Annotated in this window: 28 protein-coding genes; 9 read left to right on the forward strand and 19 right to left on the reverse strand. The window is 67.1% G+C overall.

What is annotated here, in order from left to right; translation table 11 throughout:
- Positions 1 to 9: 9 nt before the first annotated feature.
- Positions 10 to 696: a transcriptional repressor LexA gene (gene lexA, locus ACTWP6_RS17605; RefSeq protein ID WP_260751739.1), complete on the reverse strand. Its 687-nt coding sequence runs from the start codon at positions 694 to 696 to the stop codon at positions 10 to 12.
- Positions 697 to 942: 246 nt separating this feature from the next.
- Here lexA and ACTWP6_RS17610 point away from each other — a divergent pair, with 246 nt between their 5' ends.
- Together ACTWP6_RS17610 and nrdR are read left to right on the forward strand one after the other, a co-directional pair.
- Positions 943 to 1413 (forward strand): LysM peptidoglycan-binding domain-containing protein, encoded by a 471-nt coding sequence (locus ACTWP6_RS17610; protein WP_443188381.1) that lies wholly within the window; start codon positions 943 to 945, stop codon positions 1411 to 1413.
- A 177-nt stretch (positions 1414 to 1590) separates the two neighbouring features.
- On the forward strand, positions 1591 to 2055 hold the full coding sequence (gene nrdR / locus ACTWP6_RS17615; protein WP_260751741.1) for a transcriptional regulator NrdR: 465 nt from the start codon (positions 1591 to 1593) through the stop codon (positions 2053 to 2055).
- A gap of 4 nt (positions 2056 to 2059) precedes the next feature.
- Here nrdR and ACTWP6_RS17620 read toward each other — a convergent pair whose 3' ends face one another.
- From ACTWP6_RS17620 to ACTWP6_RS17630, 3 genes are read right to left on the reverse strand one after another with little or no spacing between them, the layout of a single operon-like run.
- A complete protein-coding gene (locus ACTWP6_RS17620) occupies positions 2060 to 2746 on the reverse strand; it encodes a PhzF family phenazine biosynthesis protein (RefSeq protein WP_260751742.1) in 687 nt (228 codons plus the stop codon).
- 35 nt (positions 2747 to 2781) lie between these two features.
- Complete coding sequence (locus ACTWP6_RS17625; protein ID WP_443188382.1) at positions 2782 to 3804, reverse strand: alpha/beta fold hydrolase; 1023 nt, start codon at positions 3802 to 3804, stop codon at positions 2782 to 2784.
- Positions 3805 to 3845: 41 nt separating this feature from the next.
- A complete protein-coding gene (locus ACTWP6_RS17630; RefSeq protein ID WP_260751744.1) occupies positions 3846 to 4835 on the reverse strand; it encodes a proteasome assembly chaperone family protein in 990 nt (329 codons plus the stop codon).
- 225 nt (positions 4836 to 5060) lie between these two features.
- Here ACTWP6_RS17630 and ACTWP6_RS17635 point away from each other — a divergent pair, with 225 nt between their 5' ends.
- Positions 5061 to 5819, forward strand: coding sequence for a trypsin-like serine peptidase (locus tag ACTWP6_RS17635; protein WP_260751745.1), 759 nt, complete (start codon positions 5061 to 5063; stop codon positions 5817 to 5819).
- Positions 5820 to 5915: 96 nt separating this feature from the next.
- Positions 5916 to 6965, forward strand: a complete 1050-nt coding sequence (locus ACTWP6_RS17640) for a DUF4192 domain-containing protein (protein WP_260751746.1) — start codon at positions 5916 to 5918, stop codon at positions 6963 to 6965.
- A gap of 23 nt (positions 6966 to 6988) precedes the next feature.
- Here ACTWP6_RS17640 and ACTWP6_RS17645 read toward each other — a convergent pair whose 3' ends face one another.
- The 3 genes from ACTWP6_RS17645 to ACTWP6_RS17655 form a co-directional block, all read right to left on the reverse strand.
- Positions 6989 to 7678 carry a metal-dependent transcriptional regulator gene (locus tag ACTWP6_RS17645; RefSeq protein WP_260751748.1) on the reverse strand — a complete coding sequence of 230 codons (690 nt, stop codon included), beginning with the start codon at positions 7676 to 7678 and terminating at the stop codon, positions 6989 to 6991.
- A gap of 158 nt (positions 7679 to 7836) precedes the next feature.
- On the reverse strand, positions 7837 to 8796 hold the full coding sequence (sigB, locus tag ACTWP6_RS17650; protein ID WP_036368877.1) for a sigma-70 family RNA polymerase sigma factor SigB: 960 nt from the start codon (positions 8794 to 8796) through the stop codon (positions 7837 to 7839).
- 147 nt (positions 8797 to 8943) lie between these two features.
- Complete coding sequence (locus ACTWP6_RS17655; protein WP_443188399.1) at positions 8944 to 9360, reverse strand: DUF3099 domain-containing protein; 417 nt, start codon at positions 9358 to 9360, stop codon at positions 8944 to 8946.
- An 89-nt stretch (positions 9361 to 9449) separates the two neighbouring features.
- On the opposite strand from ACTWP6_RS17655, the gene ACTWP6_RS17660 reads away from it, so the two are divergent.
- Complete coding sequence (locus tag ACTWP6_RS17660) at positions 9450 to 9686, forward strand: DUF3039 domain-containing protein (RefSeq protein ID WP_443188383.1); 237 nt, start codon at positions 9450 to 9452, stop codon at positions 9684 to 9686.
- On the opposite strand, the gene ACTWP6_RS17665 is transcribed toward ACTWP6_RS17660, so the two are convergent.
- Entirely contained in the window at positions 9676 to 10764 is a 1089-nt protein-coding gene (locus tag ACTWP6_RS17665; protein WP_443188384.1) for a YihY/virulence factor BrkB family protein, read from the reverse strand. The two genes, ACTWP6_RS17660 and ACTWP6_RS17665, sit on opposite strands and share 11 nt — an antisense overlap.
- Before the next feature lie 27 nt (positions 10765 to 10791).
- A complete protein-coding gene (locus ACTWP6_RS17670) occupies positions 10792 to 10983 on the reverse strand; it encodes a DUF7455 domain-containing protein (RefSeq protein WP_067960391.1) in 192 nt (63 codons plus the stop codon).
- A 133-nt stretch (positions 10984 to 11116) separates the two neighbouring features.
- Here ACTWP6_RS17670 and ACTWP6_RS17675 point away from each other — a divergent pair, with 133 nt between their 5' ends.
- Entirely contained in the window at positions 11117 to 11482 is a 366-nt protein-coding gene (locus ACTWP6_RS17675; RefSeq protein ID WP_260751757.1) for a DUF952 domain-containing protein, read from the forward strand.
- A gap of 7 nt (positions 11483 to 11489) precedes the next feature.
- Here ACTWP6_RS17675 and ACTWP6_RS17680 read toward each other — a convergent pair whose 3' ends face one another.
- Positions 11490 to 11846 (reverse strand): RidA family protein, encoded by a 357-nt coding sequence (locus ACTWP6_RS17680; protein WP_443188400.1) that lies wholly within the window; start codon positions 11844 to 11846, stop codon positions 11490 to 11492.
- Positions 11847 to 11928: 82 nt separating this feature from the next.
- Between ACTWP6_RS17680 and ACTWP6_RS17685 the strand changes: the two genes are divergently transcribed.
- Entirely contained in the window at positions 11929 to 12711 is a 783-nt protein-coding gene (locus tag ACTWP6_RS17685; protein ID WP_260751758.1) for a hypothetical protein, read from the forward strand.
- Positions 12712 to 12933: 222 nt separating this feature from the next.
- Complete coding sequence (locus ACTWP6_RS17690) at positions 12934 to 14580, forward strand: hypothetical protein (RefSeq protein WP_443188385.1); 1647 nt, start codon at positions 12934 to 12936, stop codon at positions 14578 to 14580.
- Between the two features lie 39 nt (positions 14581 to 14619).
- On the opposite strand, the gene ACTWP6_RS17695 is transcribed toward ACTWP6_RS17690, so the two are convergent.
- Complete coding sequence (locus ACTWP6_RS17695) at positions 14620 to 15750, reverse strand: methyltransferase (protein WP_443188401.1); 1131 nt, start codon at positions 15748 to 15750, stop codon at positions 14620 to 14622.
- 204 nt (positions 15751 to 15954) lie between these two features.
- Here ACTWP6_RS17695 and ACTWP6_RS17700 point away from each other — a divergent pair, with 204 nt between their 5' ends.
- Positions 15955 to 16452 (forward strand): hypothetical protein, encoded by a 498-nt coding sequence (locus tag ACTWP6_RS17700; RefSeq protein ID WP_443188386.1) that lies wholly within the window; start codon positions 15955 to 15957, stop codon positions 16450 to 16452.
- A 66-nt stretch (positions 16453 to 16518) separates the two neighbouring features.
- Here the strand turns inward: ACTWP6_RS17700 and ACTWP6_RS17705 are convergent, their stop codons facing one another.
- The 8 genes from ACTWP6_RS17705 to ACTWP6_RS17740 form a co-directional block, all read right to left on the reverse strand.
- On the reverse strand, positions 16519 to 16869 hold the full coding sequence (locus ACTWP6_RS17705) for a hypothetical protein (protein WP_443188387.1): 351 nt from the start codon (positions 16867 to 16869) through the stop codon (positions 16519 to 16521).
- Positions 16870 to 17250: 381 nt separating this feature from the next.
- Positions 17251 to 17634, reverse strand: a complete 384-nt coding sequence (locus tag ACTWP6_RS17710; RefSeq protein WP_443188388.1) for a hypothetical protein — start codon at positions 17632 to 17634, stop codon at positions 17251 to 17253.
- Between the two features lie 195 nt (positions 17635 to 17829).
- On the reverse strand, positions 17830 to 18060 hold the full coding sequence (locus ACTWP6_RS17715) for a hypothetical protein (RefSeq protein ID WP_443188389.1): 231 nt from the start codon (positions 18058 to 18060) through the stop codon (positions 17830 to 17832).
- Positions 18061 to 18146: 86 nt separating this feature from the next.
- On the reverse strand, positions 18147 to 19877 hold the full coding sequence (locus tag ACTWP6_RS17720) for a phage major capsid protein (protein ID WP_443188390.1): 1731 nt from the start codon (positions 19875 to 19877) through the stop codon (positions 18147 to 18149).
- A gap of 181 nt (positions 19878 to 20058) precedes the next feature.
- Complete coding sequence (locus tag ACTWP6_RS17725; RefSeq protein WP_443188391.1) at positions 20059 to 20244, reverse strand: hypothetical protein; 186 nt, start codon at positions 20242 to 20244, stop codon at positions 20059 to 20061.
- Complete coding sequence (locus ACTWP6_RS17730) at positions 20228 to 20512, reverse strand: hypothetical protein (protein ID WP_443188392.1); 285 nt, start codon at positions 20510 to 20512, stop codon at positions 20228 to 20230. Before ACTWP6_RS17730 ends, ACTWP6_RS17725 begins: the two co-directional genes overlap by 17 nt.
- Positions 20505 to 20762: a hypothetical protein gene (locus tag ACTWP6_RS17735; RefSeq protein WP_443188393.1), complete on the reverse strand. Its 258-nt coding sequence runs from the start codon at positions 20760 to 20762 to the stop codon at positions 20505 to 20507. The genes ACTWP6_RS17730 and ACTWP6_RS17735 overlap by 8 nt, the downstream gene beginning before the upstream one ends.
- A gap of 604 nt (positions 20763 to 21366) precedes the next feature.
- A complete protein-coding gene (locus tag ACTWP6_RS17740) occupies positions 21367 to 22665 on the reverse strand; it encodes an AAA family ATPase (RefSeq protein WP_443188394.1) in 1299 nt (432 codons plus the stop codon).
- Between the last annotated feature and the right edge of the window lie 849 nt (positions 22666 to 23514).

Consider the following 23514-nt stretch of genomic DNA (forward strand, 5'->3'; position numbering starts at 1 on the left):
TCCGACCGGTCAGACCTTGCGGATGACCGTCACGACCTTGCCGAGCACCACGGCGTCGTTGCCCGGGATCGGGTCGAAGGCTGGATTGTGCGGCATCAGCCAGACCTGACCGCGGGTGCGTTTGAACGTCTTGACGGTGGCTTCGCCGTCGATCATCGCCGCCACGATGTCGCCGTTGTCGGCGACGTTCTGCTGTCTGACCACGACCCAGTCGCCATCGCAGATCGCCGCGTCGATCATGGACTCTCCGACAACCTTGAGCAGGAACAGCGAACCCTCGCCGACCAGCTCACGGGGCAGTGGGAAGACGTCCTCGACGGCCTCCTCGGCCAGGATCGGTCCACCGGCGGCGATGCGGCCGAGCACAGGCACGAACGTGGGTTCGGGTAGCGAATCCGAACCGGCGACGTCCGTCCCGACGACCGGTGTGGCGTTGTCGTCGGCCCCGCGGACGTCGACCGCCCGCGGCCGGTTGGGATCGCGGCGCAGATACCCCTTGCGCTCCAGCGTGCGCAACTGGTGGGCCACCGACGACGTGGACGTCAATCCGACCGCGTCACCGATCTCCCGGATGCTGGGAGGGTAGCCGCGGGTGGTCACGGACGCACGGATGACTTCGAGGATCGTTCGCTGACGCTCGGTCAGACCCGAATCGCGGCCGCGGCCGCCGGTGCTGTCATTGCTGTCGTCGCTCATGTGCCCGAATGTAGCCCGGTCACGGCCGATAATCAAACATGTGTTCGAGGCGTGTCGCATGCCGGCGGCCGAGGCCGGGATCCCGCGGAGGCTCTCCGGTGATGCCCTGGAGGCGACGACCCGGACGTGTCGGTGCCTTCGGTTAGCGTTCGCAACAGTTCGATCACGCGTTCTATTCATCGAACAGATGATCGACTATCGTTCGAACACAAGAGCGAAACACTTCTCGGATCGAAAGGCGAACTGATGACCATTCTCGACGACCGCGCGACATGGAACGAGTTCGAGCGGGCACCGCGCCTGCAGGTGACCGCGGGCCGGGTCCGGCCGGCGCGGCCGGGCCGGCGGTCTCCGTCCCGACGGCCCGGCGCTGCGCCGGTGCGACACCGGGGGACCGGCGTGCTGATGTCGCGTGCGCCGCACCGGCGCCGCCCGGTCACGCCGGCTACCACCGTATTGCTGGCGCTGGTCGCCGGCGCGATCACGCTGTGGCTGGGCCTGGTCGGGCAGTTCGGCAGTCTGGCCGCCGGCACGGCCGAGGTCCCCGGACGGCTCGCCGTGGTGCAGGTGCACAGTGGCGAGTCCCTGCACCAGGTCGCGCAGCGCGTCGCTCCCGGCGTCCCGGTCGCCGACGTGGTCGATCGGATCCGGGAGCTCAACAAACTCGAGTCGGCGGCGTTGGCCGCAGGTCAGACCCTGATCGCACCCGTCGTCTGATCGCACCCGTCGTCTGATCGCAGCCGGGATCTGATCGCCCGTGCTGCCCGAGCTCTGTGAGGACGGGGCCCGATGAGATACACCCCATGGGGTCCGGCCATGAGCCGCCCGTGTTCCACGCAGGTACGCTCAATGGCGTTCGAAGCGATTGACTGTCGGAGCGGCGAAGGAGCGGTGATGCACTGTCCTTTCTGCCGGCACCCCGATTCCCGGGTCGTCGATTCCCGAGAGACCGATGAGGGTCAGGCGATCCGCAGGCGCCGGTCGTGCCCCGAGTGTGGACGCAGGTTCACCACGGTGGAGACGGCGGTACTCGCTGTGGTCAAACGCAGTGGCGTGACCGAGCCGTTCAGTCGCGAGAAGGTCATCCGCGGGGTGCGGCGGTCGTGCCAGGGCCGGCAGGTCGACGACGACGCGCTGAATCATCTTGCTCAGCAGGTGGAGGACGCGGTCCGGGCCACCGGCTCGCCGGAGGTGCCCAGCCATGAGGTGGGCTTGGCGATCCTGGGTCCGCTCCGAGAGCTCGACGAAGTGGCCTACCTGAGATTCGCCTCCGTGTACCGCTCGTTCTCGTCAGCCGAGGATTTCGAGCGCGAGATACAGGCGCTGCGTGCCCATCGGAAGGTCACGGCCCAGAGCTGAGGCGTCACTCCAGTTGGCGCTGTCCATCGTCGACCACCCGGCCGGCGACCTGCACCCAGCCTTCGGGGCTCCATTTCGTCTCGATGATCGACCCCTCGCCCTGGACGATCGTCAGGTCTCGGCTCAGATGCTCGGTGATGCGCACCGCAGCCGCGCCGGTCGCCTCATCCTCGCGAATCCCCAGGTACGGCGCGAACATGCGCGAGCGGATGGTGCCTGCGGCCTCGTCCAGCCACGTCCACAGGTAGTGCTCGGACTCGTCGGCGTAGTCGTCGGGATCGGCGGCCGCGAGCTCTTCGAGCGAGGCCACGTCGTGGATCGAGAACACCGGAGCCCATTGCGCGCGAGCACTAGCCGAGGTCAGGTCGTGGCCGTAGCTGACCTGGACGATCCCTGCCGGTACCTGGAGTGTCTTTATCGGCATGCCGCGGTCTCTCAGCCACCACGACGCACCCACTATCGGATGCCCGGCGAACGGCAATTCGGTGGTGGGGGTGTGGATGTGGGCTTGGGCGCTGTGGGTGCCCTCTCGCGGAAGCGAGACGAAAATCGTTTCGCTGTATCCCAATTCGGTGGCGATGCGTTGCCGGTCGGCCGGGTCCACGGTAGCGGCGTCGACCACACCGAGCGGGTTCCCGAAATGTCCGTCCTTGTCGGTGAAAACGCGCAGCACTGTCACTTCGATGGCCATGAGCCCGATGCTACGTGCTCGGCGACGCCGACCGGTCAGGTTGCCGAGCGTTCGTCGCCACCCATCGCGTCGAGCACCGCTACCCGGGTGTCGACCGGGCCGGAGATGGTGCCCTCCTCGACGCCGGTGCGGAGCAGGCTGCGCAGATACTCCTGGTCGTACACGGCCGGTTCGGTGGTGTCGATGAACTTCTCGACGAGCTCGACGAAGCGGTCCGGGTCGTCGTGAAACGGGAAGTGGCCTGAGCCGCGGAAGATCTCGAGCCGGGAACCCGGCATGGCGGCGTGCGCCAGCTCCGCGTGACTGACGGGGATGACGGCATCGAGGTCACCCCAGATCAATTGCACGGGAACCGATTGCGTCAGATAACAGCGGTCGAGCATCGTGACCACCTGGCCGCGCCAGTCCACCACCGCCCTCAGCGTGCGGGCGAAGGCCGATGAGCCGGTCGGTTCGGGCAGGTCGGCCAGGATGCGCAGCATGTGGGGAATGTCGCGCCCCACCCCCGTGGATCCGAGTACCGTCCCGCTGACGCGGCCCAGCGCCTGGAGCACGGGCAGCGCCAGCGGAAGACGTAACAGGGACAGCGCTTCGCTGCCCATCGGCATCGAGGCGATGCGCAGCGCGATGTTGACGTCTTTGGTCACGCCGCCGGCGCCGACCAGTATCAGACGGTTGACCAACTGCGGAAACTGGTAGGCGAACTGCATCGCCACCCCGCCGCCGAGGGAGTGCCCGATCACCGTGACGCTGTCGATGTCGAGCACGGAGAGCAGGTCGCGCATGCCGTTGGCATAGGCCGCGACCGAATAGTCGGCCCGTGGCTTGTCCGACTTGCCGTGCCCCAGGAGATCGGGGGCGATCACGGTGAACCGTTGCGCCAGTTGGGTCTGCACGGTGCTCCATGTGGTGGAGTTGTCGCCGATACCGTGGATCAACAGGATCGCCGGTCCGGAACCGGCTACTCGAAAGGCCCGCCGGTAGCCGTGGATCGTGCAGAACTTCAGCGTCGGGGTGATCTCACGCACCGGGCGCAGGTGGGGCTTGCGGTCGGTCATGTAGCCCACTTCGTTGTCGGGACGGCTGGCAGCAGGCGGAATTACAGGCCCTCCCGCGGGTCGTCCCTGTCCTTCCGCTTCTTCTCACCGGCCTGTTCAGCGAGGAACCGCTCGAACTCGGCACCGAGTTCCTCCCCGCTCGGCAGATCCTCGTCCCGCGCCAAGAGGGACCGGTTCTCCTGAGCGGCGACGAAGGCATCGTACTGTCGCTCCAGGGCCTCCACCACTTGAGCGACCTCGGCGCTCGCGGCGACCTGCTCGTTGATCTTGTCGAACACCTCCGCGGCGGCCTGGGTCAGCTTCGCGGTGGGAATCTGCAGCAAGCCGTTCCTTGCCACTTCGGAGATCAGGGTCTCGGCCGCCGACGGATAGTCGGTCTGTGCCAGGTAGTGCGGGACGTGCACCGTGAACCCGACCACCTCGTAGCCGTGCTGGGCCATCCGGTACTCCAACAGGTTGGAGGCACTTCCGGGCACTTGGACCTCGCCCACCCACGGCTGATGCTCGCCGATCAGTTCCTTGTCGTTGGAGTGCGCGGTCAGCGTCATCGGACGGGTGTGCGGAACCGCCATCGGGATGGAGCCCAGTCCGATCACCCTGCGCACCCCGAGTCGCTCGGACAGCAGTCGCACCGCGGTGATGAACCGTTCCCAGCGCAGATCGGGTTCCAGACCCGCGAGCAGCAGGAACGGGGTCCCGACGCTGTCGTGTAGCGCGTACAAATTCAGTTCCGGCTCGTCGTAATGGGCGAAGTGGTCGGTCTTGAACGTCATCAGCGGGCGGCGGGACCGGTAGTCGAGCAGTTCGTCGATGGCGAACGACGCCACCAGTTCGGTGTCGAGCGTGTCCTTGAGGTGCTGGACAGACAATCTGATCGCATGCCCGGCATCTGAAAACCCTTCCAGCGCATGGATCAGCACCGGACCGCGACCGTCGGGTGAGGACAGCTGCGGGGACGGGAACTCGAGCTCGTACATGCCGGTCTGCTCCGGCTGATACTGCTGGCCGGGGTCGTGCTCATCGTCAGCCATCTGCCTCGCCTCCTCGCCTCGGTGACCACAACGGGTGATGCGGGTGAACCGTGAACACCAAGTGTCTCGCACGTGTCCGGCGCCGCCGCGCGGGGCCACGTGACGTCACCCATTTGTTCGAGCGCGAACACGCCGACGTGACATTCCGGCACGGTGCCCGGCGATCTACCCCGGGTGTGGGTCGCGGAAACGCCGGTGACGTCCCTGTGAGGGAAGATCGGAGGAATGGTCGACGTGAAGTCCGCGCTGGTGGTCGCGGCAGCGGTGCTGCTCACCTCATGCTCGGCCCCGGAGTACCGGCCGTCCACCGGCGTACGGCCGTCGGCGGGACCGGTGTCGCCGGATCCGCGGGTGGGAGCGGTGTTCGTCGACGGTTCGGAGTTGCACACGTGCACGGGTTCAGTGCTGAGGTCACCCGCCGGTGATCTGATCCTGACCGCGGCGCACTGCTTGTCCGATGGTGACGACGCGGTTTTCGTCCCGGGCTACGGCGCGGGCCCCACTGCGCGCGACGGGTGGCAGATCGACGCGGTCTTCTTCGACACCCGTTGGTTGGACGGCCGTGACCCCGCCGCGGACTACGCGGTCGCACGGGTCAGCCGCGACGACGGCGTGCCGCTGGCGTCGGTGGCAGGCGACGGACTGGACGTCGGGGCAGCACCCGGCCCGGGGAAGGAGGTGACGGTCATCGGGTATCCGTCGGGTGCCGGTGGTCCGCAGGTCTGCCGGGCCCCGGCCGTGCCGGAACGGCAAGGTTTCCCGACCCTGCACTGCGATGGGGTGGTCAACGGTTTCTCCGGCGCCCCCTGGATCTCCGGGGGGACGGTGACCGGTCTGATCGGTGGTCTGGACGGCGGTGGATGCGCCGACGAGGTGTCGTTCTCTCCGCCCTTCGACCAGCGACTCGCGGAGCTCGTGGCACGCGCGCAGGCCGGGGGGCCCGGAGACGAGGTGTCCGCTCCGTTCGACGACGGCTGCCCTTAAGCGCGATTCATCCCCAGATCCGATTTCATCCACAGTTGCGTGCCGCCGGGACGTCTTCGCCCGATCGGCGTCGGGGCCGGTTGCGAGGTTGGCCACATGGCCTCAACACCTCGCCCCGATCCCTCGCTCGACCGTCCCGGTGCCCTCATCGCGGCACTGCCTGCCGTCCTCGGCTTCATCCCCGTGAAATCGCTCGTTCTGACCACCATCAGCGGCGGCGATTTGGGCGCCGTCCTCCGCGCCGACCTGGGGGAGCGACCGCCCGACCAGCTGTATCGGTTGGCCGAGCTGGCGGCGTCCTCGGGTGCCGACGCAGCGGTGGCGGTGATCGTCGACGCGGAGGGCGCGTGCTGCCCGATGTGCGCCGAGGGGTACCGCACGCTGTCCGAGGAACTCGGGAGTGAGCTCGACTTCCATGGTGTCGATTTGATCGCCACCCACGTCGTCTCCGAGATCGCCGCGGGTGCGCGGTGGTACTGCGCGGACGGCTGCGGCAACTCTGGTGTTGTCGAGGACCCGACTGCGTCACCGACAGCCGTGGCCGCGGTGCTCGACGGGCGCCGCCTCTATCGGCGCCGCGAGGAACTGGTCGCCGTGGTCGCCACGGCAGACCCCGCACGCGCCGCGACCCTCGGCCGCGCAATCGAACTCGCCGGCGCGCCGGAGCCATCCCGGCCGGGGGCGGAGGCCCGCGGTGACATCGAGCACGCGTTGGCGTGCGCTGAGCAGATCAAGGGTGATGGTCGGCTTGCCGACGCAGACAAGGTGCGGTTGGCGTGGGCGCTCACCGACACCCGGGTGCGGGACACGCTCTACGCGCTGGCGGTCGGCGCCGGCGCCGGCGCCGCCGAGGCGCTGTGGGCCGAGCTCGCACGGTGCCTTCCCGAGCCGTGGCGGGTCGAAGCCCTGGTGCTGCTCGCCTTCTCGGCGTACGCACGCGGTGACGGTCCGCTGGCCGGTATCTCGCTCGACCAGGCACTGCGGGCCGATCCGGCGCACAGGATGGCGGGCATGCTGGATCAGGCACTGCAGTCGGGGATGCGGCCTGAACAGATTCGGGAACTCGCCCAGACGGGTTACCGGTTGGCGAAGCAGCTCGGCGTGCGGCTGCCGCCGCGGCGGTCGTCCGGTCGCAGGGCCGGCTAGGTAGTACGCGAGGCCGCTCTTGGTCAGACCTTCTCCACCTTGACGGCGTGTGCCATCTCGTGCGGCAGTTCGACCTGCTCGTGACCGGGAATGACGATCATGACGCCGCCGTGGTCCTTGACCTCGACCGTCACGCGGGCGTTCGGGACGACACCGGCGTCCTTGAGGCGGGCAATCAGGTCGGCGTCGCCTTGAACGTGTTCGGTCAGCTGTCGCACGACCACGGCCACCGGCATGCCGGCGGGCAGCTCGGTGAGCCGCACCAGGGCGAAGCTCTCGTTGATCTCGTCGCCGACGCCGAGCTCCGACAGTCCGGGGATCGGGTTGCCGAACGGAGAAGTGGTGGGGTTGTTGAGCACCTGAACAAGACGCCGCTCGACGTCCACGCTCATCACGTGCTCCCAGCGGCACGCCTCGGCGTGGACTTCCTCCCAGGGCAGGCCGATCACATCGACCAGGAGACGCTCGGCCAGGCGGTGCTTGCGCATCACGGCGACCGCGAGGGCGCGGCCCTTCTCGGTCAACTCCAGGTGGCGGTCACCCGCGACGTGCAGCAGCCCGTCGCGCTCCATGCGGGACACAGTCTGGCTCACGGTGGGGCCGCTCTGATCGAGACGCTCAGCGATGCGCGCGCGCAGAGGTATCACGCCCTCTTCCTCGAGGTCATAGATCGTCCGCAGATACATCTCGGTGGTATCAACCAGGTCGTTCATCGCACACCCTCCGTTCAGAGCGAGTCTACCGGCCCTACCGGCCGGAAGCGGTTCTTCCCCGAGCGACACGGGCCACACGTGCACGGGGCATGCAGAAGGCCCGCCGGAATCTCCGACGGGCCTTCGCGGGGGTGTGGTTCGAGGAAGCGGCCGCGGGGTCAGCTGGCGTACGAGCGCAGGCGGTCGGCTCGCTCACCGTTGCGCAGTTTGGCCATCACCTCACGCTCGATCTGCCGCACCCGCTCGCGCGACAGTCCGAACAGCTTGCCGATTTGATCCAAAGTGCGCGGTTGACCGTCGTCGAGGCCGAACCGCAGCCGGATCACCTGCTGCTCACGCTCGTCGAGGGTGGCCAGCACATAGCGGATGTCGGTGTGCAGCAGCTCGGAGATGACGGCGTTCTCAGCCGACATCGCCTCGGCATCCTCGATGAAGTCGCCGAGCGGCGCCTCCTCGTCGCTGCCGACGGGCATGTCGAGGCTCACCGGGTCGCGGCTGTGCTCCAGCAGGTCGGTGATCTTCTCGACCGGGATGCCAGATTCGGCGGCCAGTTCCTCGTCGGTGGCTTCGCGGCCGAGATTCTGGTGCATCTCACGCTTGATCCGGGCCAGCTTGTTGACCTGCTCGACGAGGTGGACGGGCAGGCGGATGGTGCGGCTCTGGTCGGCCATGCCGCGCGTGATCGCCTGCCGGATCCACCAAGTGGCGTAGGTGGAGAACTTGAATCCCTTGGCATAGTCGAACTTCTCCATCGCGCGGATGAGCCCGAGGTTGCCCTCCTGGATCAGGTCGAGCAGCGGCATGCCGCGGCCGGTGTAGCGCTTGGCCAGCGACACCACCAATCGCAGGTTCGCCTCGAGGAGATGACGGCGCGCTGCCTCTCCGTCACGCACGACGGCCGCCAGATCGCGTTTGCGGTTCTCGCCCAGGCGCTTACGAGTGTCGAGCAGGTGCTGCGCGTACAAGCCCGCCTCGATCCGCTTGGCCAGCTCCACCTCATCGGCGGCGTTGAGCAACGCAGTCTTGCCGATGCCGTTCAGGTAAACCCGCACCAAGTCGGCGGCTGGGCTCTGAGCGTCCAGATCCTGGTCGATGCGGCTGGTGGTGGCATTTGCCATGGCGGCCTCCTGATTGGGTGGAACTTTCATGAGCTACAACGCCCCAAGCCCGCAAAGAGTTCCCGCACTTTCTGTGCTTCACACCTTCTGATCAGCGGCTATTAGCGCTTGACCTGAGAATGTGCTGAGAAAGACGCCAGAAAGCGCTCAGCCGGGAACGTCGCCGCGCGTATCGCCGGCCTCATGTTGCGACGCGTGCCCGGCCGCATCCTCGATTGCCGGTCGTTCGGCGGTGGGGAACAAGGGGATCCGCTGCCGGACGTCATAGCGCCGCGGCTCCTCGGCCTTGCGTGGAGGCCGGTCATTGGCGATCAGCACGGCCATCCACGGCAGCGGAATCGAGGCCACCACGATGGCCAGAGAGAGCAGACCGTTCTGCCAGACGCCGTAGGCCACCGCGGCCAGAACGAGGGCGGGGATACGAAAGGACATCAGCGTCAGATACTTGCGCACACGCTGGCGATGTTGTTCTTCGAAGGCGGGGGCGGCCCGGGTGATCAGAACCGGGCGGCCTTCGTCGTCGAAACTCAGCTCCGAGTCACGCACGGGATCACGGTGCTCAATCCGGCGTTCATACCTCCACTGTTCCACATTCGGGCCCAGGTATACCCATCGCGTTTATTACCGATTGATGGCCAGGCAGAATGAATGACATGGACACCCAGACGATCGAACGCACCGATGCCGACGAACGCGTCGACGACGGGACAGACGACGACACTCCGAAGTTCTTCCACTACGTCAAGAAGGACAAGATCGCCGAGAGCGCGGTGATGGGAACCCATGTCGTGGCATTGTGCGGCGAAGTGTTCCCGGTGACCCGCTCAGCCAAGCCCGGTTCGCCGGTGTGCCCCGACTGCAAGCGGATCTACGAGCAGCTCAAGAAGTAGCCACGTCGCCGTCGGCCGCCGGGGTGTCGGCGCCCGAGCGCGGTCCGTTGATCCCGCGAGCGTCTGCCGCGCGGGATCCGGCGGCCGGCGCCGCGCCACCGTTGCGGCTTTCCGCCTTGGCGCCCAACCAGCCCCGCACACGATTGGCGTGGGTCTGCGGTGCAGGGAATTCCTCTTCGATCGCGGCGTTCAGTTCTGCGCCGAGCATGATCGCGAAGCCGAGGAAGAATGCGAACAGCAGGAAAGCGATCGGGGTGGCCAGCGCGCCGTAGGTGTATCCAGTGCTGGTGATCCACGTCAAGTACACCCGCAGCCCCCAGGTGGCGATCAGGAACACGGTCGTGGCCAGGATTGAGCCCAGCAGCAAGCGGTGTGACGGCAACGGTTTGGGCAGGGACACGCGGTAGAGCAGGTTCACCGACACCACCAACGCGAGAAACAGCACCGGGAAGTAGGCGAAACGCAGCGCGTCGTCCCAGCTGTCCGGGATGAACTCGGCAACCTTGCGCGGACCCAACGCCAAGAACGGCGCGGTGACGATGGCGCCGACGAGCATCACCACGTAGAGCCCGAGCGCATAGAACCGCTGCCGGACCGGGTGGCGAAGCGGTGTCTGATCGTGTGCCTCGGTCACGGAGTCGACGAATGCCGAGATGGCCGAGGACCCCGCCCACAGCGAGATCACGAAACCGAGAGACACCACCTCGCCGCGGGCACCGCGAACGATGTCCCGCACCGTCGGCTCGATGATCTCGCTGACGACGTTCGGGGAGAAGAACTTTCCCGCGACAGTGATCAGCTGGCTCTCAATGGTCCCGAGTGTGTCCGGGCCGAACAACGGCGCGATGTAGGCAAGGCTGCCGAGCATGCCGAGCAGCAGGGGCGGCAACGACAGCGCACACCAGAAGGCAGCTTGAGCCGATTCCGAGAAAATCGAATCGTCCCAGCTTTTGCCGAGTGTCCGGAGTGTGATGTGCCGGATGTGGTGGCGTTGAGGTCTGGCCCGTTCGGGTTTGACCCGTCGTGGCTCCGCCTGTGGTGCGGGCCGCGCGTCCGGCCGCTCTGTCTGGTCACTCATGACCAGACCAGCATTGCCGATTCGCTGCTACGGCTCCAGCGGGCTCACTTCCAGCACCGCCGCGAGCTCGATCAACTTTGCCTCGTGCTCGTTGGCGTGATGCTGGCAGAACAACAGCTCGGCACCCGACGGAAGCTTCGCCCGCACGCGGGCCGCGGCCCCACAACGGTCGCAGCGGTCAGCCTTGGTCAATCCAGGACTGGTCAGCGTTGCGGTCATGGCACCTCCATAGGGTGGTAGCGACGTACTTCTACTCTGTCAGACGTCTGGGGTTCCGGCCTTGTTCCCCGGGGGTTTACAGGTGTGTCGTGTCTCACGACTTGTTGCGTTACCACGGTGGAAAGGCGGCCAGATGAACCCGGCACCGCGCGGGCAGGTCCTCGTGCACCTGTGCAGTGCCGCGGAGTGGGAAAGGGCGAAACGTGTGGGCGTGCATTCACCGGAGTCGCTCGACGCGAACGGCTTCGTCCATCTGTCGAGTCCCGCCCAGGTGCACCTACCGGCCAACCGGCTCTTCGCCGGACGGGCCGATCTGGTGTTGCTGCGCATCGATGCCGCACGCCTGGTCTCTCCTGTCCGCTGGGAACCTGGGATACCAACCGATCCCGATGGCATGGTGTTCCCACATTTGTACGGTCCGCTGCCGACGGAGAGTGTGATTAGCATCACTGAGTATCGCCCGGGTCCGGATGGCCGGTTCCCACCGCTGGACGATTGATCGGCATTCAGCCGGGGAGGTAGGCGTCGGCCTCGATCTCGACCGTCAGCTCCGGTGAGATCAGAGCCGCCACCTCCACCATTGTCAATGCAGGCCGGATCTCGCCGAACACCTCGGCATGCACGGCGCCGATCTGTGCCCACGAGGCGATGTCGGTGACGTAGATCCGGGTTCGCACTACGTCAGACAACGACGCGCCGGCCTCTGCCAGGGCGGTCTCGATGCGTCGCAGCACCTTCCCCGTCTGCGCCGCCGCATCGGGACCGGACGCGGTGGTACCCGCGACCGCGATGTGCGGACCGATCCGCACCGCCCGTGAGTAGCCCACCCGGGCTTCGAGCGGCGAGTCCGACGAGATGTTCATGCGCGTGGTCACCGTGACAAAGTAAGCCAAAAGTGACACGGTGCCCGCGTAAGCCAGAACGTGACTCAATACACTCCTGCCCGTGGGCATCATCTTTGGCTTTGCACCGTGGATCGTTTACTGGGTTCTCGTGGGCAACGTGCCGTTCGTCGCCGCGGTGTTGATCGCACTGGTGGTCGCGGTGGCGGCGTTCATCATCGCCCGAGTGACCGGCTCACCTGGGCGCACGCTTGAAATTGGCGCTCTCGCAACGTTTCTGGTGTTGACTGTGCTGACATTCGCGACGAGCCAGGCATTCATGGAGCGGTGGTTGCAGCCGTTGAGCAACGCCGGCATCTTCCTGGTGGCGCTGGTGGGTGTGCTGATCGGGCGGCCCTTTATCCGGGACTTCGCAGTGGTCGGCCAGCCCAAGCAGGTGGTCGAGAGCGAACCGTTCGCCCGGATCACCTCGGTGCTGACGTGGGTGTGGGTCGCGGCCTTCGGTGGCATGACGGTGTCGTCGGCCATCCCGCCCCTGGTCCAGGGCGACGCGACCATCCTCGACACCAGGACCCCGCTGTCGTTCATCTGCTACTGGGTCGTGCCGTTCTCGCTGCTGGGTGTGGCGGCGCTGTTGACGCGGATCCTGCCGGACCGCATGACGCCGCCGGAGGATGAGATCGTGCGTAAGACCACGTTCGTCGCATTCGCCGAGGCCGAGATCGATCAGCTGATCTATCTGGCCACCGAGCACGCCAACCGGGAGGCCGGTGCGGGCAAGGAGGCTTATGACGTCCGCATCGGATCCAAAGGTGTGCCGCTTGTCGGCGACGAGACCCGCGAGTCATGGCCCTCGACCTACAAGGTGCGCGACCGCAAGCGCTGACGGCGATCCTCTTGTGAACGTGCGGTCCGTTCTGACGGTACGGCCCGTTCCGGCCTCTCCTGTGAGTTCCGACGGCTCCGTCTTGCCCCCTCTTGCGCTTCGCCCGAAGCGACCGCGGTGCCGTCAATTGACCGTTCCGTTGATTTGCCATGCTAGATTTCAGCTAATTGACATAGACAAACATTCGGGGGGACACGCGTGGCAAATGGCCGAAGCAGAGCAGTGGAATCAATCGACGTGGCCGGCACGCAGTGCGCCTCGGCCGGTGCTCGGTACTGGCTGGCCGTGGGCGCCGGCGGTGTTGCGGTGATCGGCATGGGCCTGGTGGCAGGCATGCAACCGGACCCGTCACCGACGCCGGAGCGGGTCGTGCAACTGGCGTCGTTCGATTCCTTGCTGGTCCCTATTCATCCTGTACCCCAAGAGGTTTGGCTGTTCGGCACCGCTGGATCGACGAAGCGGGATCGACCGGTCGCAGCACTTACCCCGGCGGTCACTGCCAGGCCGATGATCGGTTCCGGTGGCTGGCTGATCGGCGACGGCATCGATGCCGCCGCGGATTGTCAGGGCTCGGCGTGCAACGGCGCCAACGGCGGTCTGCTCTGGGGCGACGGTGGGAACGGTGCACGCGGCGGCAAAGGTGGCAACGCTGGTTTGTTTGGCGGAAACGGCGGCCGCGGGGGCGACGGCTATCTTCCGGGCCAGAACGGCGGCGACGGCGGCCACGCCGGAATCTTCGCTTCCACAGGCAACGGCGGTGACGGTGGGCATGGTGCCGACGGCCGACCGGGCGTCGCCGGTGGCCACGGTGGCGCTGGGGGCAACGCCGGCCGGCTGCACGGCGACGGCGGCGCCGGCGGTAACGGCGGTGCGGGTGGCGCCGGACTCGACGGGGTGAACCCATCGCCGGCCGGCAGGGCGGCGACCGGCAGCCCGAACTTCCTCGGCTCGACCGGCTTTCCGTCGACCAATGCCGTCGTGGACACCGCCATCACCGGCGCATCCGGTGGACGCGGCAGGGACGGCGCCGCCGGCACCAACCATTCCGGTGGCCACGGCGGTCAGGGCCAGGGCGCCACGGGGTTCCTGGCCGGGCCCCACCAGTACACGATCAGCGGATCGGGCGGCGACGGTGGCGACGGGGCCGGCGGCGGCGTCGGTGGCAACGGCGGTGATGCGGGGTTGGCGCAGGAATCCACGCCGTTCGCCGCCGCCTTCGGAGGGCGCGGTGGCAACGGCGGCACCGGCGGTGTCGGAGCCAGGGGCGGAGACGGCGGGGCGGGCGGCTCCGTCGACATCGGACAGGCCGTCGGACTCGGTGGCGCCGGCGGCGCCGGAGGGGCGGGTGGCGCCGGGGCTGCCGGTGCTGCCGGTACTACGGGCGGCAACGGCGGCGCAGGTGGACGCAGCGGCTCACTGACCGGCAACGGCGGCGCGGGCGGTGCGGCAGGCAACGGCGGGACGGGCGGCAACGGCGCCACCGGCGGCGCGGGCGGCGCGGGCGGCTCGGGCGGCGCCGACGTGTCCGATTCCGGCAGCGGGCGGGTCCGCCCCGGGGCCGGTGGGGCCGGCGGCCGTGGCGGTGACGGCGGTGCCGGCGGAGCCGGCGGAGCAGGAGGTGTCGGCGGCAAGGGCGGCTCAGGCAGCGAGGCGGGCTCGTCCGGGGCCGACGGCTCAGAGGGGAAGACCGGTACGGCCGGCGCCGGCGGTACTGGCGGCTACGGTGGCGCCGGGGGAACGGCAGGCGACGGGGCTTCAGGTTCCGCCGGATCGGACGGTCGCATCGGCACCGGCCCGGCGGGCAGTAAGGGCGGCCAGGGCGGTGCCGGTGGTCACGGTGGCGCCGGCGGCGGCGAACCCACCGACTGACCGTCACCAGTCGGCCATCACCCATCGCCCGTTGCGCCGTCAGATCGGGACCGCCTCCACGATCGAGAGCGGGCTGGCGGTGGGTATCACGCGGGTCATGCCGAAGCCCGCTTCCGCCAACAGCTTTGAATATTCCGACGCGGTGCGTTCGCGGCCTCCCGCGCTGACGAGCATCTCCAGGTCAACCAGGAAACCCAGATGGGCGTCCGTGCGATCGGGCAGCACCATCTCAAACAGCAGCACTCGGCCGCCGTCGGCGATGGCCGAGCGCACGTTGCGCAAGATGGACAACGCTTCCCGGTCGTCCCAGTCGTGGATGATCGCCTTCAGCACGTAGGTGTCGCCGCCGTCTGGGACGGCGTCGAAGAACGAGCCGCCCTGTGCCCGGCACCGGTTCTGCACACCGGCCGGGCCCAGCACCGCGCCGGCGCCGGCCACCACCGACGGACGGTCGAACACGATGCCCCGGGCCTGCGGCGCCCGGCGCAGAATGGCCGCGAGGAACCCGCCCTCACCGCCGCCGACGTCGACGATCAAACTGCGGCCCCGGAAATCGTAGGCCGGAATCGCATTGTCGGTGACGGCCCGGGATCCGCCGGTCATGGCGTCGTTGAACAGTCTGGCGAACTCGGGATCAGTGTCGAGGTAGTCGAAAATCATGCTGCCACGCAGCTTTTCGACCGCGGTGCGGCCGGTCTGCACCGAATGGCTCAGCTCGCTCCAGTGCTGCCAGTGCTGGCGGCTGCCCACGAAAGCGACCATCGGGGCCATCGACTCCGGATGGTCGGTCGTGAGGGTGCGCCCCATCCGGGTCAGCGCGAACGTGCCATCGCGACGTGACTTGAGCACCCCCCGGCTCGCCAGTGCGCGCATCAACCGGTAGGTGGCCCGCGGATCGGTTCCGGCCTTCGCGGCGACAGCGTCGGCGTCGGCTGGGCCGTCGGCCAGTTGATCCGCGATACCGAGTCGTACCGCGGCGTACAGCGCCGCGGTGAACCACGACCCCACGCCGAGCTCGAGGAGCGCGATGTGGGGCGGCACCATCGCCTTGTGCAACCGGTCCAGCGCACCGCGTAGCCGGGTGACCGCGGCGAGAACGATGGCGGGCGGCACCTTGGGCACCGCCGCGTTGGTTGTCGTAGCCCTGCTCTGACCCTGTGGGTCCTGCATCGTCTGCGGTGCTCTCACCCCGGCGACGCTAGGAAAGGGCCCTTAATTAATTCTTGCGCAGGACTTGCGGGGGCTCAGTCCAGGTAGTCGCGGACTAGGGCCGAATATGCGTTGTACCCAACAGGGACAACGCTTGTCGGCATCGAGCGTTATGGTCGCGAATATCTTCGACTGACACAGCCCTTTGACTGACAAGGAGCCACGATGACCACTACTCACGACGACAACGCGACCACCTGGCGCGACCTCGCAGACCAGCTCACGCCCGAGCAGGTGCGGCGATTCGAGCATCACGAGCGCCTGGCCCTCAACTCCATCGCCTCCGGGCGCAATCCGAGCGAGACCGTGGATGACATTGCGCGGGGTTTCCTCACCGAAGCACGGTGGGAGGCGCAGCAGAACCTCGCCGATGCCATGATCGGCATACCGATGCCAGCCGGTGCGGAGTCAGCAGAGCACTGGAGCGAGGACAGCACCGGTAAGTGGACGCGCCTCCTCCACGGGCCATCGCGGTCAATCGATGGTTTCGATGCCGCGGTCTATCGGACGGGGGTTCAGACCCGAGACGGTGCTGTCCGCTGGTCGCTGAGTGTCCATGCCGAGGATCGCGACGACATGACCGCTGAGCAGGTGCGCCAGCTGGCCGCCACGCTCGTCGAGGCGGCCGATGAGCTAGAGCGCCTGGCCGAGGTGCAGGTCTGACCCCACCGAATAGGGCGACCCCGGCCGGTACGGCCGTGGTCGTTCTTTTTTCCTGCTAGCCCTCTCTCAGCAGCTGACCGCGCGACCCGCCCAGTCACTCGGCGCCGAGGTCAGCGCAAACTCGTCGTTATCGAGTAGCTTGCCAAGCATGCCGTCCCACCCCGGCGTATGCCCACCTGCGGTATGAATCGCCGTTCTGGCGGCAGCAAGAGCCTTCGCGATCGCATCTGCGCGACTTTCGGCATTCACCGTTACGCACACGTCAACGCGACCAGCATCTAGGTCCGCACCAACATCTCCGTCGACGTCCGGGATGTCAGCGAAGGCATCAGCAACGTCGTCGAGGTGAGACTCGAAACCGACGCGGTCCTCCTGCGGTCCCATGCCGAATCGAAACTCGATGTAGTAGCTATTCATCACTCCTCACCTTCTTTCCAGCACGACTGCCGACGAAACCACATGGCCGTGTTCTTGACGTAGTTCGGGTCGCTAGGCGAGATGTGGATCGTCTTCATGTGCTGGCCGCAGGGACACCGGAATTTGTGATAACGCTTCCCGGTCACCTCGGTCCACCCGTGTTGACGAACTGTCTCGATCAGCTCCCTGACGTCCTTGTCATGTCTCCCCACTAGCGCAGAACCCTAGCGAATCGATGTCACGTCGGCGCATCGAACAGGCAACTCCACTGTACCTACAGTCTGAACAGGGCTAACCCGCGTCTGGGCCGCACTCCCAGGACCGGACTTTCGGATGCTCCACAGATCAAGACTGCGGCCCGCGCGGGCACGGGTCTCTCTGCTATGTCAGGTTCGATCGGCGGGCCCGGAGCTTCGACAGCTCGTCGGGCCCGCCGTCGACTTCGTCGGCCGGCACCGCCGCAGTAGGCACCGGCAGGGGGTTCGTGTCCACCCCGACGTTGTAGATGCGCGCCTGCTGAGCAAGCAGCTTGCGACACAACTCCGCGGAGCGGTGGTCACCCGCGATCGCTTGCTCCCAGTGCGCCCGCAACAACGACTCTGTGCGTTCCTGCCAGATCGCGAACGTCTCGTCGGTCAGCAGATCCCGGCGGGACGCGCCGGCCGCCAGCTCCCGCTTCACGATGCGATGCACACCCGACACCGACCGCAGACCGACCGCCGCGCCGATCTCCCGATACGACAGACCGGCCAGAAACAGCTTCATCACCCTATCGTCGCGCTGTTCGCGCTCCGAGCGCGTCAACCGCTGCTGATCAGCCACAATCGCGGACCTCACTTTTCGCATTTCGGTCGGGGGGAGAGGCCTCTCACCGCCGGAGCGGGGCCGGGGTCGTGGGGGCTTTGGGGATTCGAACCCCTTACCCCATGCGGGTGGGCCGACCGGGTCGGCCCTGGGCGCCTATCCCCGGGGCATCGGTATCCGCGGCGGCGCCGGGCGGCTACCGGGGTGCGGACCTTGGCCGAGGATCCATTTGTTGTAGCGCTCGGTCCACTTGCCCATGTCGAGGTAGAACTGGCCCCAGATCTGCGCTCGTCGCTTGTTCTCTCGCTCGATCCATCGCTTGAAGCTCTCCTGGATTCTGCGCTGGTCTTCGACGTACTTGCGGTAGTTCTGCTGTGCATTCGGCATCGCTTGCTCTTTCTCGGGGTGGGTGCGGCGGGTGCGCGCTGGACGGGGTTCCGAGGCCCCGGGTCGAACACCCGCCGCACCACGTCCTATGCGGCCGCGGTCTCGACCTTGACCACGGCGGCGGGCTGGTTCACCGAGACACCGAACCGGCCCTCGACGCGGCATCGGACCTGGTTCTTGACGAAGTCGTCGGAGACGGCGTCAGACCACTTCACCTCGACCTGGCCGTCGTGGTCGACGGTCACCGCGCCGTCACCGATGACGAGGCCGGTGTCGTCACCGAGGCCCTGGTTGAGCACCACGGGCACGCCCCACAGCCGGCGGGCCACGGGGTCGATCGGCACGCCGCGCACGTCGGTGGCGCCCGACGTCGCCGAAAGCAACTCGATGGCTTCCCAGTCGGCCGCGTGGAGCACGATCACACCCGGGGTGTAGCCGTTGGATTCCAGGGTGGTGATGGCCTTGCGGACGGTCGTCAGCGCGTTGGTGGCGAACGTCTGGACCACGACACCGGAGGTGTTGAGGATGCCGGTCATGTTCTCGCCTGTACCGGAGCCGGACAGGATCTGCGCCTCGACGGCCGTGCGCAGGCCGTAGACGAGCTCGTCCTGAACGAAGCGCTCCAGGTTGACGTTGTCACCGAGCAGGTAGTGGTCGATGGCTTCGGAGACGTGCGCGACGACGCGGAGCCGGTTCTCGACCGCGACGACCGACACCGTCGAGGTCGGCTTGGTTCCGCCGGCCGCGACCGGGGCGGCGTTGAGGGTGCGCGCCGACTGCCGCAGGAACGAATAGCTCGGCGTGACCGCGCGTGTCGGCAACACGTCGAGCACCGACACCGCGGGCCGGCCGGTCTCGACGACCTCGGCCTGCAGGATCGTCGAGGTGGTCTGCTGGCCGGCGGCCAGCGCCTTGGTTCCGGTCGCATCGCGCGGCATCGCCTTGATGACACGCTGAGCCATCGCCTTCGCGTGCTTGCCGGTCAGCGCCAAGTGCCCGCCGGTGTCTTCGCCGTTGGCGCCGCGCGCCATGTCGTCGAGACTGCCGAGAATGTCGGCGGTCTTGCGGGCCTCGGCAACGATCGCCATGTCCTGCTTGGCCTTGTCGATCGCCGCGTCGATGCTCTTGGCCTTTTCGGTGGCCTCCTCGACCTGTGCGGCCTCGTCGGCGGTGAGGTCGCGCTGCAACTCGTCGGCGGTGTCGATCAGCTGCTTGATCAGCGCAAGCTGGCTGTCGCGATCCTTGGTCAGGGTGGTGATCCGGTTCTCGAACATGGGTGGTACGTCCTTCGGGGTGTCGTGGTAGCGCTTGACATTCGCGCGGACCAGCGCCGCGCGGATCGGTGCGGTTGGCCGGGCGGCTGACTTGACCGCGCTGATAAGGGCGCGGTCGTTGGCGCCGCGAGCGACGACCGAGATCTCGATGAGTTCGAGGTCGGTGAGCTCGGTGCCGGCGGCGGTCTTGGTGCTGTTGTTGACGCGGTAGCCGATGCTCAGCCCGCCGACGCGTCGGCCCTTGACGTTGCGGTATGCGGCTGCGCCGTGGTCGGTGTCGAGGTCGAACTTGCCGGTGATCGCCAGGCCCTCGGCGGTCTCGGCCGCGGTGAGGACGTCGCCGACGTAATTGCGTGGATCGGATGCGCCGTGCTCCCACAGCAGCGGGATCGGTTGCCCGCCGGCAAGGGACTTGGTGAACGCGCCCCGGCGCACGATGTCGCCGTGAGCGTCAACGTTGTCGAACACTGACGCCAGGCCGGTGAATGTGCCGGACTCGTCGTCAGCCGATTTGATCGACAACGCAACGGATTTACGTTGCATGGAATGTCCTTTCGGACAACGGGATTGGAGGGATCGACAACGAATCATGGCCGCGCCGGGCGCTGGCGGTGATCGCTGGATCGTCTTGCGGGCTGGCTGGCGGGGGCGCAATTCGGGCCCGGCCGCCGTGCTGGCTGACTCTCCGAGAGCCACCGTAGCACCGGGCATCGACAACAGCGGGTCACCGCGGCGGCCTGTCGTGCCACAGGCGTGCGTCCCACTGCTGGGCGTTCTCTCGTGCCACGTCGGCGTATTCGTCGCTGTCGTAGACGCTAAGGCCGCGCCGGATGGGCACGCGGACCCGTGGCGGCTCGGCGGCGGCGGGCTCGGGCGGGGCGGGCTCGCCGGGGTCAGTCGGTGTCGTCATCGTCGAGCCACCATGCGCCGCCGTCGATCAGCTGCTCGATCGCTGCGTGTAGCCACATCGTCAGCGCGCCCTCGTCGCGGGGTTCCTCGTCGATCTGCAGCAGCACCGTGCGGGCCACGATCGCGCTCGCCAGCGCGAGCTCACGCCATCGGCCGAGCCGCTCGACCTCACCGGCAACCATCTTCTGCACCTGCATGTCGGATTCGCGGATCGCGACGACCAGCCGCACCGCGCGGCGCAAGTCGTCGTCGCTGGTCGGGTTACTCATCGTCGCCGGCCATCTGGGCGTCGAGGATGGTGCGCTCCAGCAGATCACGGATCTGGGCGTCGGTGAGTTCCGGCGCGGCGAGCGCGATCAGCAGCTGCGACACCAGCGCAGCGACCAGCATGTGCACCGAGTCGTCTTCGTTTGCGTCGACCAGGACGCGGTTGGCGCGCACGACGTCGCCGTCCTCGAAGGCGAGGGCTACGCGGGCGGCGCGCTGTTGGTCGATCGCGCGCAGATGGGCGGTGGTCATGGGTGATTCCTTTCTGTGGCGGAACGGGCGGCTCGGGTTGCCGCCATTTGGTCGATCTGTGCAGAGAAGTGCGAGCCCACTTCGGCGGGTCGCGGTGGTCTGCCGCGGGCGATCTCAACCCACCTATGCAGTGACGCGGCCGGCGACCACGCCGGACGGTCGTTCGTTGGCTGGCAGCCTTTCGAGCCAGTCGCGGCACGCGGTGAGGGCCGGGCACCGATTGCAGAGCTGGGCGGCAGCGGCCCGTGCGTAGTCGCGTCTCTCCACGCCGTCGCCGCCGCGCTCGGCGACGATCGTTGCGTCAAACAGCTCCCAACGGTTCCGGCAGCGCGCGCCAGGCAACGAGGCGACCGCTGCGGCCAGTGCGGCCAGGAGCTCGGGTAGCGACGTCTGCGTGCTCGAGTACGGATCATCGGCTGCGGGGCCAGGACGTTTCCGAACAGCGCCGCGCGGCCGCCCCTTGAGTCGCCGCTTGTAGTGTCCACAGCACACGCCTCGCGAGTAGATCGGCTTCCCGCATCCGTCTGCGCTGCATTGGTCTGCCTGGGCAGCCATGGCCTGCCTCCTGTTCGTTGTTTGCTCCTTGACCATCTGCAACCCACCCCTAAAGGGGTGGTGGGTTGCGTGATTGGTAGGCGCGTGATTGGCGTGATCGAGCCCGTGATTGACCTACCTGCGGTTTTGCGTTTCGCGTGATTGGCGTGATTGATGCGTGATTGTTCTCAAGGTCGAAAAGGCCGTGATTGTTCTGACCAGCGGTTTTATCCGATTCCGTGACTTCGCGTGATTGTTCTTCGGCGGCCAAGAACCACGCTGTTGACTGCCGCCCGCCGGCGCCCCCCCGGCGTCCGTCTCCGCCGCCAGCGCGACCGTCGACCCGCACCAACACTCCAGCGGCGGTCATCTGATCGAGCCGGCGACGAGCCTTCTCGACGTCGGCTCGGCCCGGTTGCGGCTTCTCTGCAACCGCAACGGCGGCCTCCCGCGCTGTCAGCCCCTCGACCCCGGTTGCCCTCACCAACTCGACGAGATCGACGCTGTGCTCGATGCTGAACTCCCCGGCGGCCTGGTCGTGCAGCAGTCGATATGGGCCGACCTCCTCCGCCGGTTGCTTAACGTGTTTGAACTTCACGATCGGGTCCCCTGGTTCGCCGGAGAGCAGCACAATCGAGCCGCACCCGGACGTCAGCCACGTGCTGCCGTAGATGTCGGCTACGCCGGCAACAGGTGCGCCCTGCGGGCCCCGCTTCACTGTGTGGTGCAGTTCCAACAGTTGGCGGCCTTGCTGCAGGAGATGCTGTCTCGCTCGGTTCCATTGCGCACCAACGGCATCCTCGGAAAGCCTGACGGCGGCATCCTTGAGGCTGTCGACGATGACGACACCGGCGTTGTAATGTTCGGCCATCCGTGCCAGCAGGGTCGGGTTGGCGGCCAGATCGCGCGGCGGCGGCCCTTTCCAGAACTTCACCCGCCGTGCGAGGACGGCCCGGTCGGCTTCGGCGAACTGACGTGCCATTGAACGAGATGCCTGACTCGGTCTGTCCATCGCGAGATACAGCACGCGGCAACCGGTATCGGCGACGGGCAGACCAAGCACCTTGCCGTCACCGATACCGAGAAGAGCTCGGAGGAGTAGACCGGCGAGGGTGGTCTTGCCGAGGCCCTGGCCGCCGGCGATCATGAGTGCTTCGCCCTCAGCCCACATGACTTGTCGTCCTTGGCCCCAGATCGCCGGGACGTCGCTGGGTTGGTCGAGGATGAACTCAGCGCCGGTGATTGCGGTGTCCGGTTCTGTCGTCGTGCCGGCGGGTTCTGCCGGCACGGTGATGCCGGGTCCGGGTGCCGGCGTCTTGAGTCGTTGAATCGCCGCCTTTGCGCCCGCTTCGGTCGTTGCGTCGATCACGCGATCTGACCGCCTGTTGCGGCGAACAGCGCTTCTGCGAGTTCCCGCTCGACTCCTCCGCGTCGCCAAAGTGCCTGCAGCACTTCGATTTCTACGAGTGGAACCATTCCGGAATTGAGGAGGTAAATCGCTGCGTCGCGGCCGGCGTCTATCCGCGCTTCGGACAGCGGGGGCTCGGTGCAGCGGCAGGGCCACGGATCGCGGCAGCCGCAGTCGAGGGGTGACACGCGTTGGCGCGCAGCGTGTCGCCGCTGCCAAGCTGCGACACCGCTATGCTGACGAGAGTCCGCCGCCGTGGACTTGATGGGAGCCGCTTCGTTGCCCGCGAGGCGGCTTCTTTCGTTCATGCCGCGCCGCCTCGACGCCGACGAGCTTGAGCAGACTTGAGCGCGAGACGCTTGAAGTGCGCTTTACGGGCATGCTCGGCTCGGCGGGCTCGTTCAGCCGGGGCTAGGGTGCCATCTGGGTCGACCTGCTTCTCGAACTTGCTGAGCATCGCTTTGCGTGCGTTAGCAGTTCGTGCCGAGCGATCAGGGGTGCGCGCCCAGGATTCGTGTGCTGCGATTTGTGCTTGGGTCGTGCGTTCTGCGGGTGAAAGCGGGGACACCGCCATGAAAACCTCCGGAAGGCGTGGTTCATCACACCTTCTTCGGAGGCTTCGGCCGGAGGAGCATCCGGCTCGCGTGTTGCACAGCGTACATCAGCGCTGTGCATTTTGCGGCTAACCTCGACGTTTCGTGAAATAGGCTGTTGACACGACCTGTAATGCACGGAAGTGCCTGTCCTGTTTGAGAAAATGTGACTTGTCTAGGGTCCATGTTCACAAAGCGGGAAGGCACTCCGTAGGTG

The organism is Mycobacterium sp. 4D054 (assembly GCF_052245755.1).
Lineage (GTDB): Bacteria > Actinomycetota > Actinomycetes > Mycobacteriales > Mycobacteriaceae > Mycobacterium.

Bases quoted from the DNA above. Each gene is read 5' to 3' on its own strand.
- ACTWP6_RS17610 (WP_443188381.1), top strand. From the start codon at position 943: ATGACCATTCTCGACGACCGCGCGACATGGAACGAGTTCGAGCGGGCA.
- ACTWP6_RS17670 (WP_067960391.1), bottom strand. From the start codon at position 10,983: ATGACCGCAACGCTGACCAGTCCTGGATTGACCAAGGCTGACCGCTGC.
- ACTWP6_RS17665 (WP_443188384.1), bottom strand. From the start codon at position 10,764: ATGAGTGACCAGACAGAGCGGCCGGACGCGCGGCCCGCACCACAGGCG.
- ACTWP6_RS17680 (WP_443188400.1), bottom strand. From the start codon at position 11,846: ATGAACATCTCGTCGGACTCGCCGCTCGAAGCCCGGGTGGGCTACTCA.
- ACTWP6_RS17640 (WP_260751746.1), top strand. From the start codon at position 5,916: ATGGCCTCAACACCTCGCCCCGATCCCTCGCTCGACCGTCCCGGTGCC.
- ACTWP6_RS17720 (WP_443188390.1), bottom strand. From the start codon at position 19,877: ATGCAACGTAAATCCGTTGCGTTGTCGATCAAATCGGCTGACGACGAG.
- ACTWP6_RS17630 (WP_260751744.1), bottom strand. From the start codon at position 4,835: ATGGCTGACGATGAGCACGACCCCGGCCAGCAGTATCAGCCGGAGCAG.
- ACTWP6_RS17700 (WP_443188386.1), top strand. From the start codon at position 15,955: ATGACCACTACTCACGACGACAACGCGACCACCTGGCGCGACCTCGCA.
- ACTWP6_RS17710 (WP_443188388.1), bottom strand. From the start codon at position 17,634: ATGAAGCTGTTTCTGGCCGGTCTGTCGTATCGGGAGATCGGCGCGGCG.
- ACTWP6_RS17725 (WP_443188391.1), bottom strand. From the start codon at position 20,244: ATGACGACACCGACTGACCCCGGCGAGCCCGCCCCGCCCGAGCCCGCC.
- lexA (WP_260751739.1), bottom strand. From the start codon at position 696: ATGAGCGACGACAGCAATGACAGCACCGGCGGCCGCGGCCGCGATTCG.
- ACTWP6_RS17730 (WP_443188392.1), bottom strand. From the start codon at position 20,512: ATGAGTAACCCGACCAGCGACGACGACTTGCGCCGCGCGGTGCGGCTG.
- ACTWP6_RS17635 (WP_260751745.1), top strand. From the start codon at position 5,061: ATGGTCGACGTGAAGTCCGCGCTGGTGGTCGCGGCAGCGGTGCTGCTC.
- ACTWP6_RS17660 (WP_443188383.1), top strand. From the start codon at position 9,450: ATGGACACCCAGACGATCGAACGCACCGATGCCGACGAACGCGTCGAC.
- ACTWP6_RS17675 (WP_260751757.1), top strand. From the start codon at position 11,117: ATGAACCCGGCACCGCGCGGGCAGGTCCTCGTGCACCTGTGCAGTGCC.
- ACTWP6_RS17645 (WP_260751748.1), bottom strand. From the start codon at position 7,678: ATGAACGACCTGGTTGATACCACCGAGATGTATCTGCGGACGATCTAT.
- ACTWP6_RS17715 (WP_443188389.1), bottom strand. From the start codon at position 18,060: ATGCCGAATGCACAGCAGAACTACCGCAAGTACGTCGAAGACCAGCGC.
- ACTWP6_RS17735 (WP_443188393.1), bottom strand. From the start codon at position 20,762: ATGACCACCGCCCATCTGCGCGCGATCGACCAACAGCGCGCCGCCCGC.
- ACTWP6_RS17705 (WP_443188387.1), bottom strand. From the start codon at position 16,869: ATGAATAGCTACTACATCGAGTTTCGATTCGGCATGGGACCGCAGGAG.
- ACTWP6_RS17695 (WP_443188401.1), bottom strand. From the start codon at position 15,750: ATGCAGGACCCACAGGGTCAGAGCAGGGCTACGACAACCAACGCGGCG.
- ACTWP6_RS17625 (WP_443188382.1), bottom strand. From the start codon at position 3,804: ATGACCGACCGCAAGCCCCACCTGCGCCCGGTGCGTGAGATCACCCCG.
- sigB (WP_036368877.1), bottom strand. From the start codon at position 8,796: ATGGCAAATGCCACCACCAGCCGCATCGACCAGGATCTGGACGCTCAG.
- nrdR (WP_260751741.1), top strand. From the start codon at position 1,591: ATGCACTGTCCTTTCTGCCGGCACCCCGATTCCCGGGTCGTCGATTCC.
- ACTWP6_RS17620 (WP_260751742.1), bottom strand. From the start codon at position 2,746: ATGGCCATCGAAGTGACAGTGCTGCGCGTTTTCACCGACAAGGACGGA.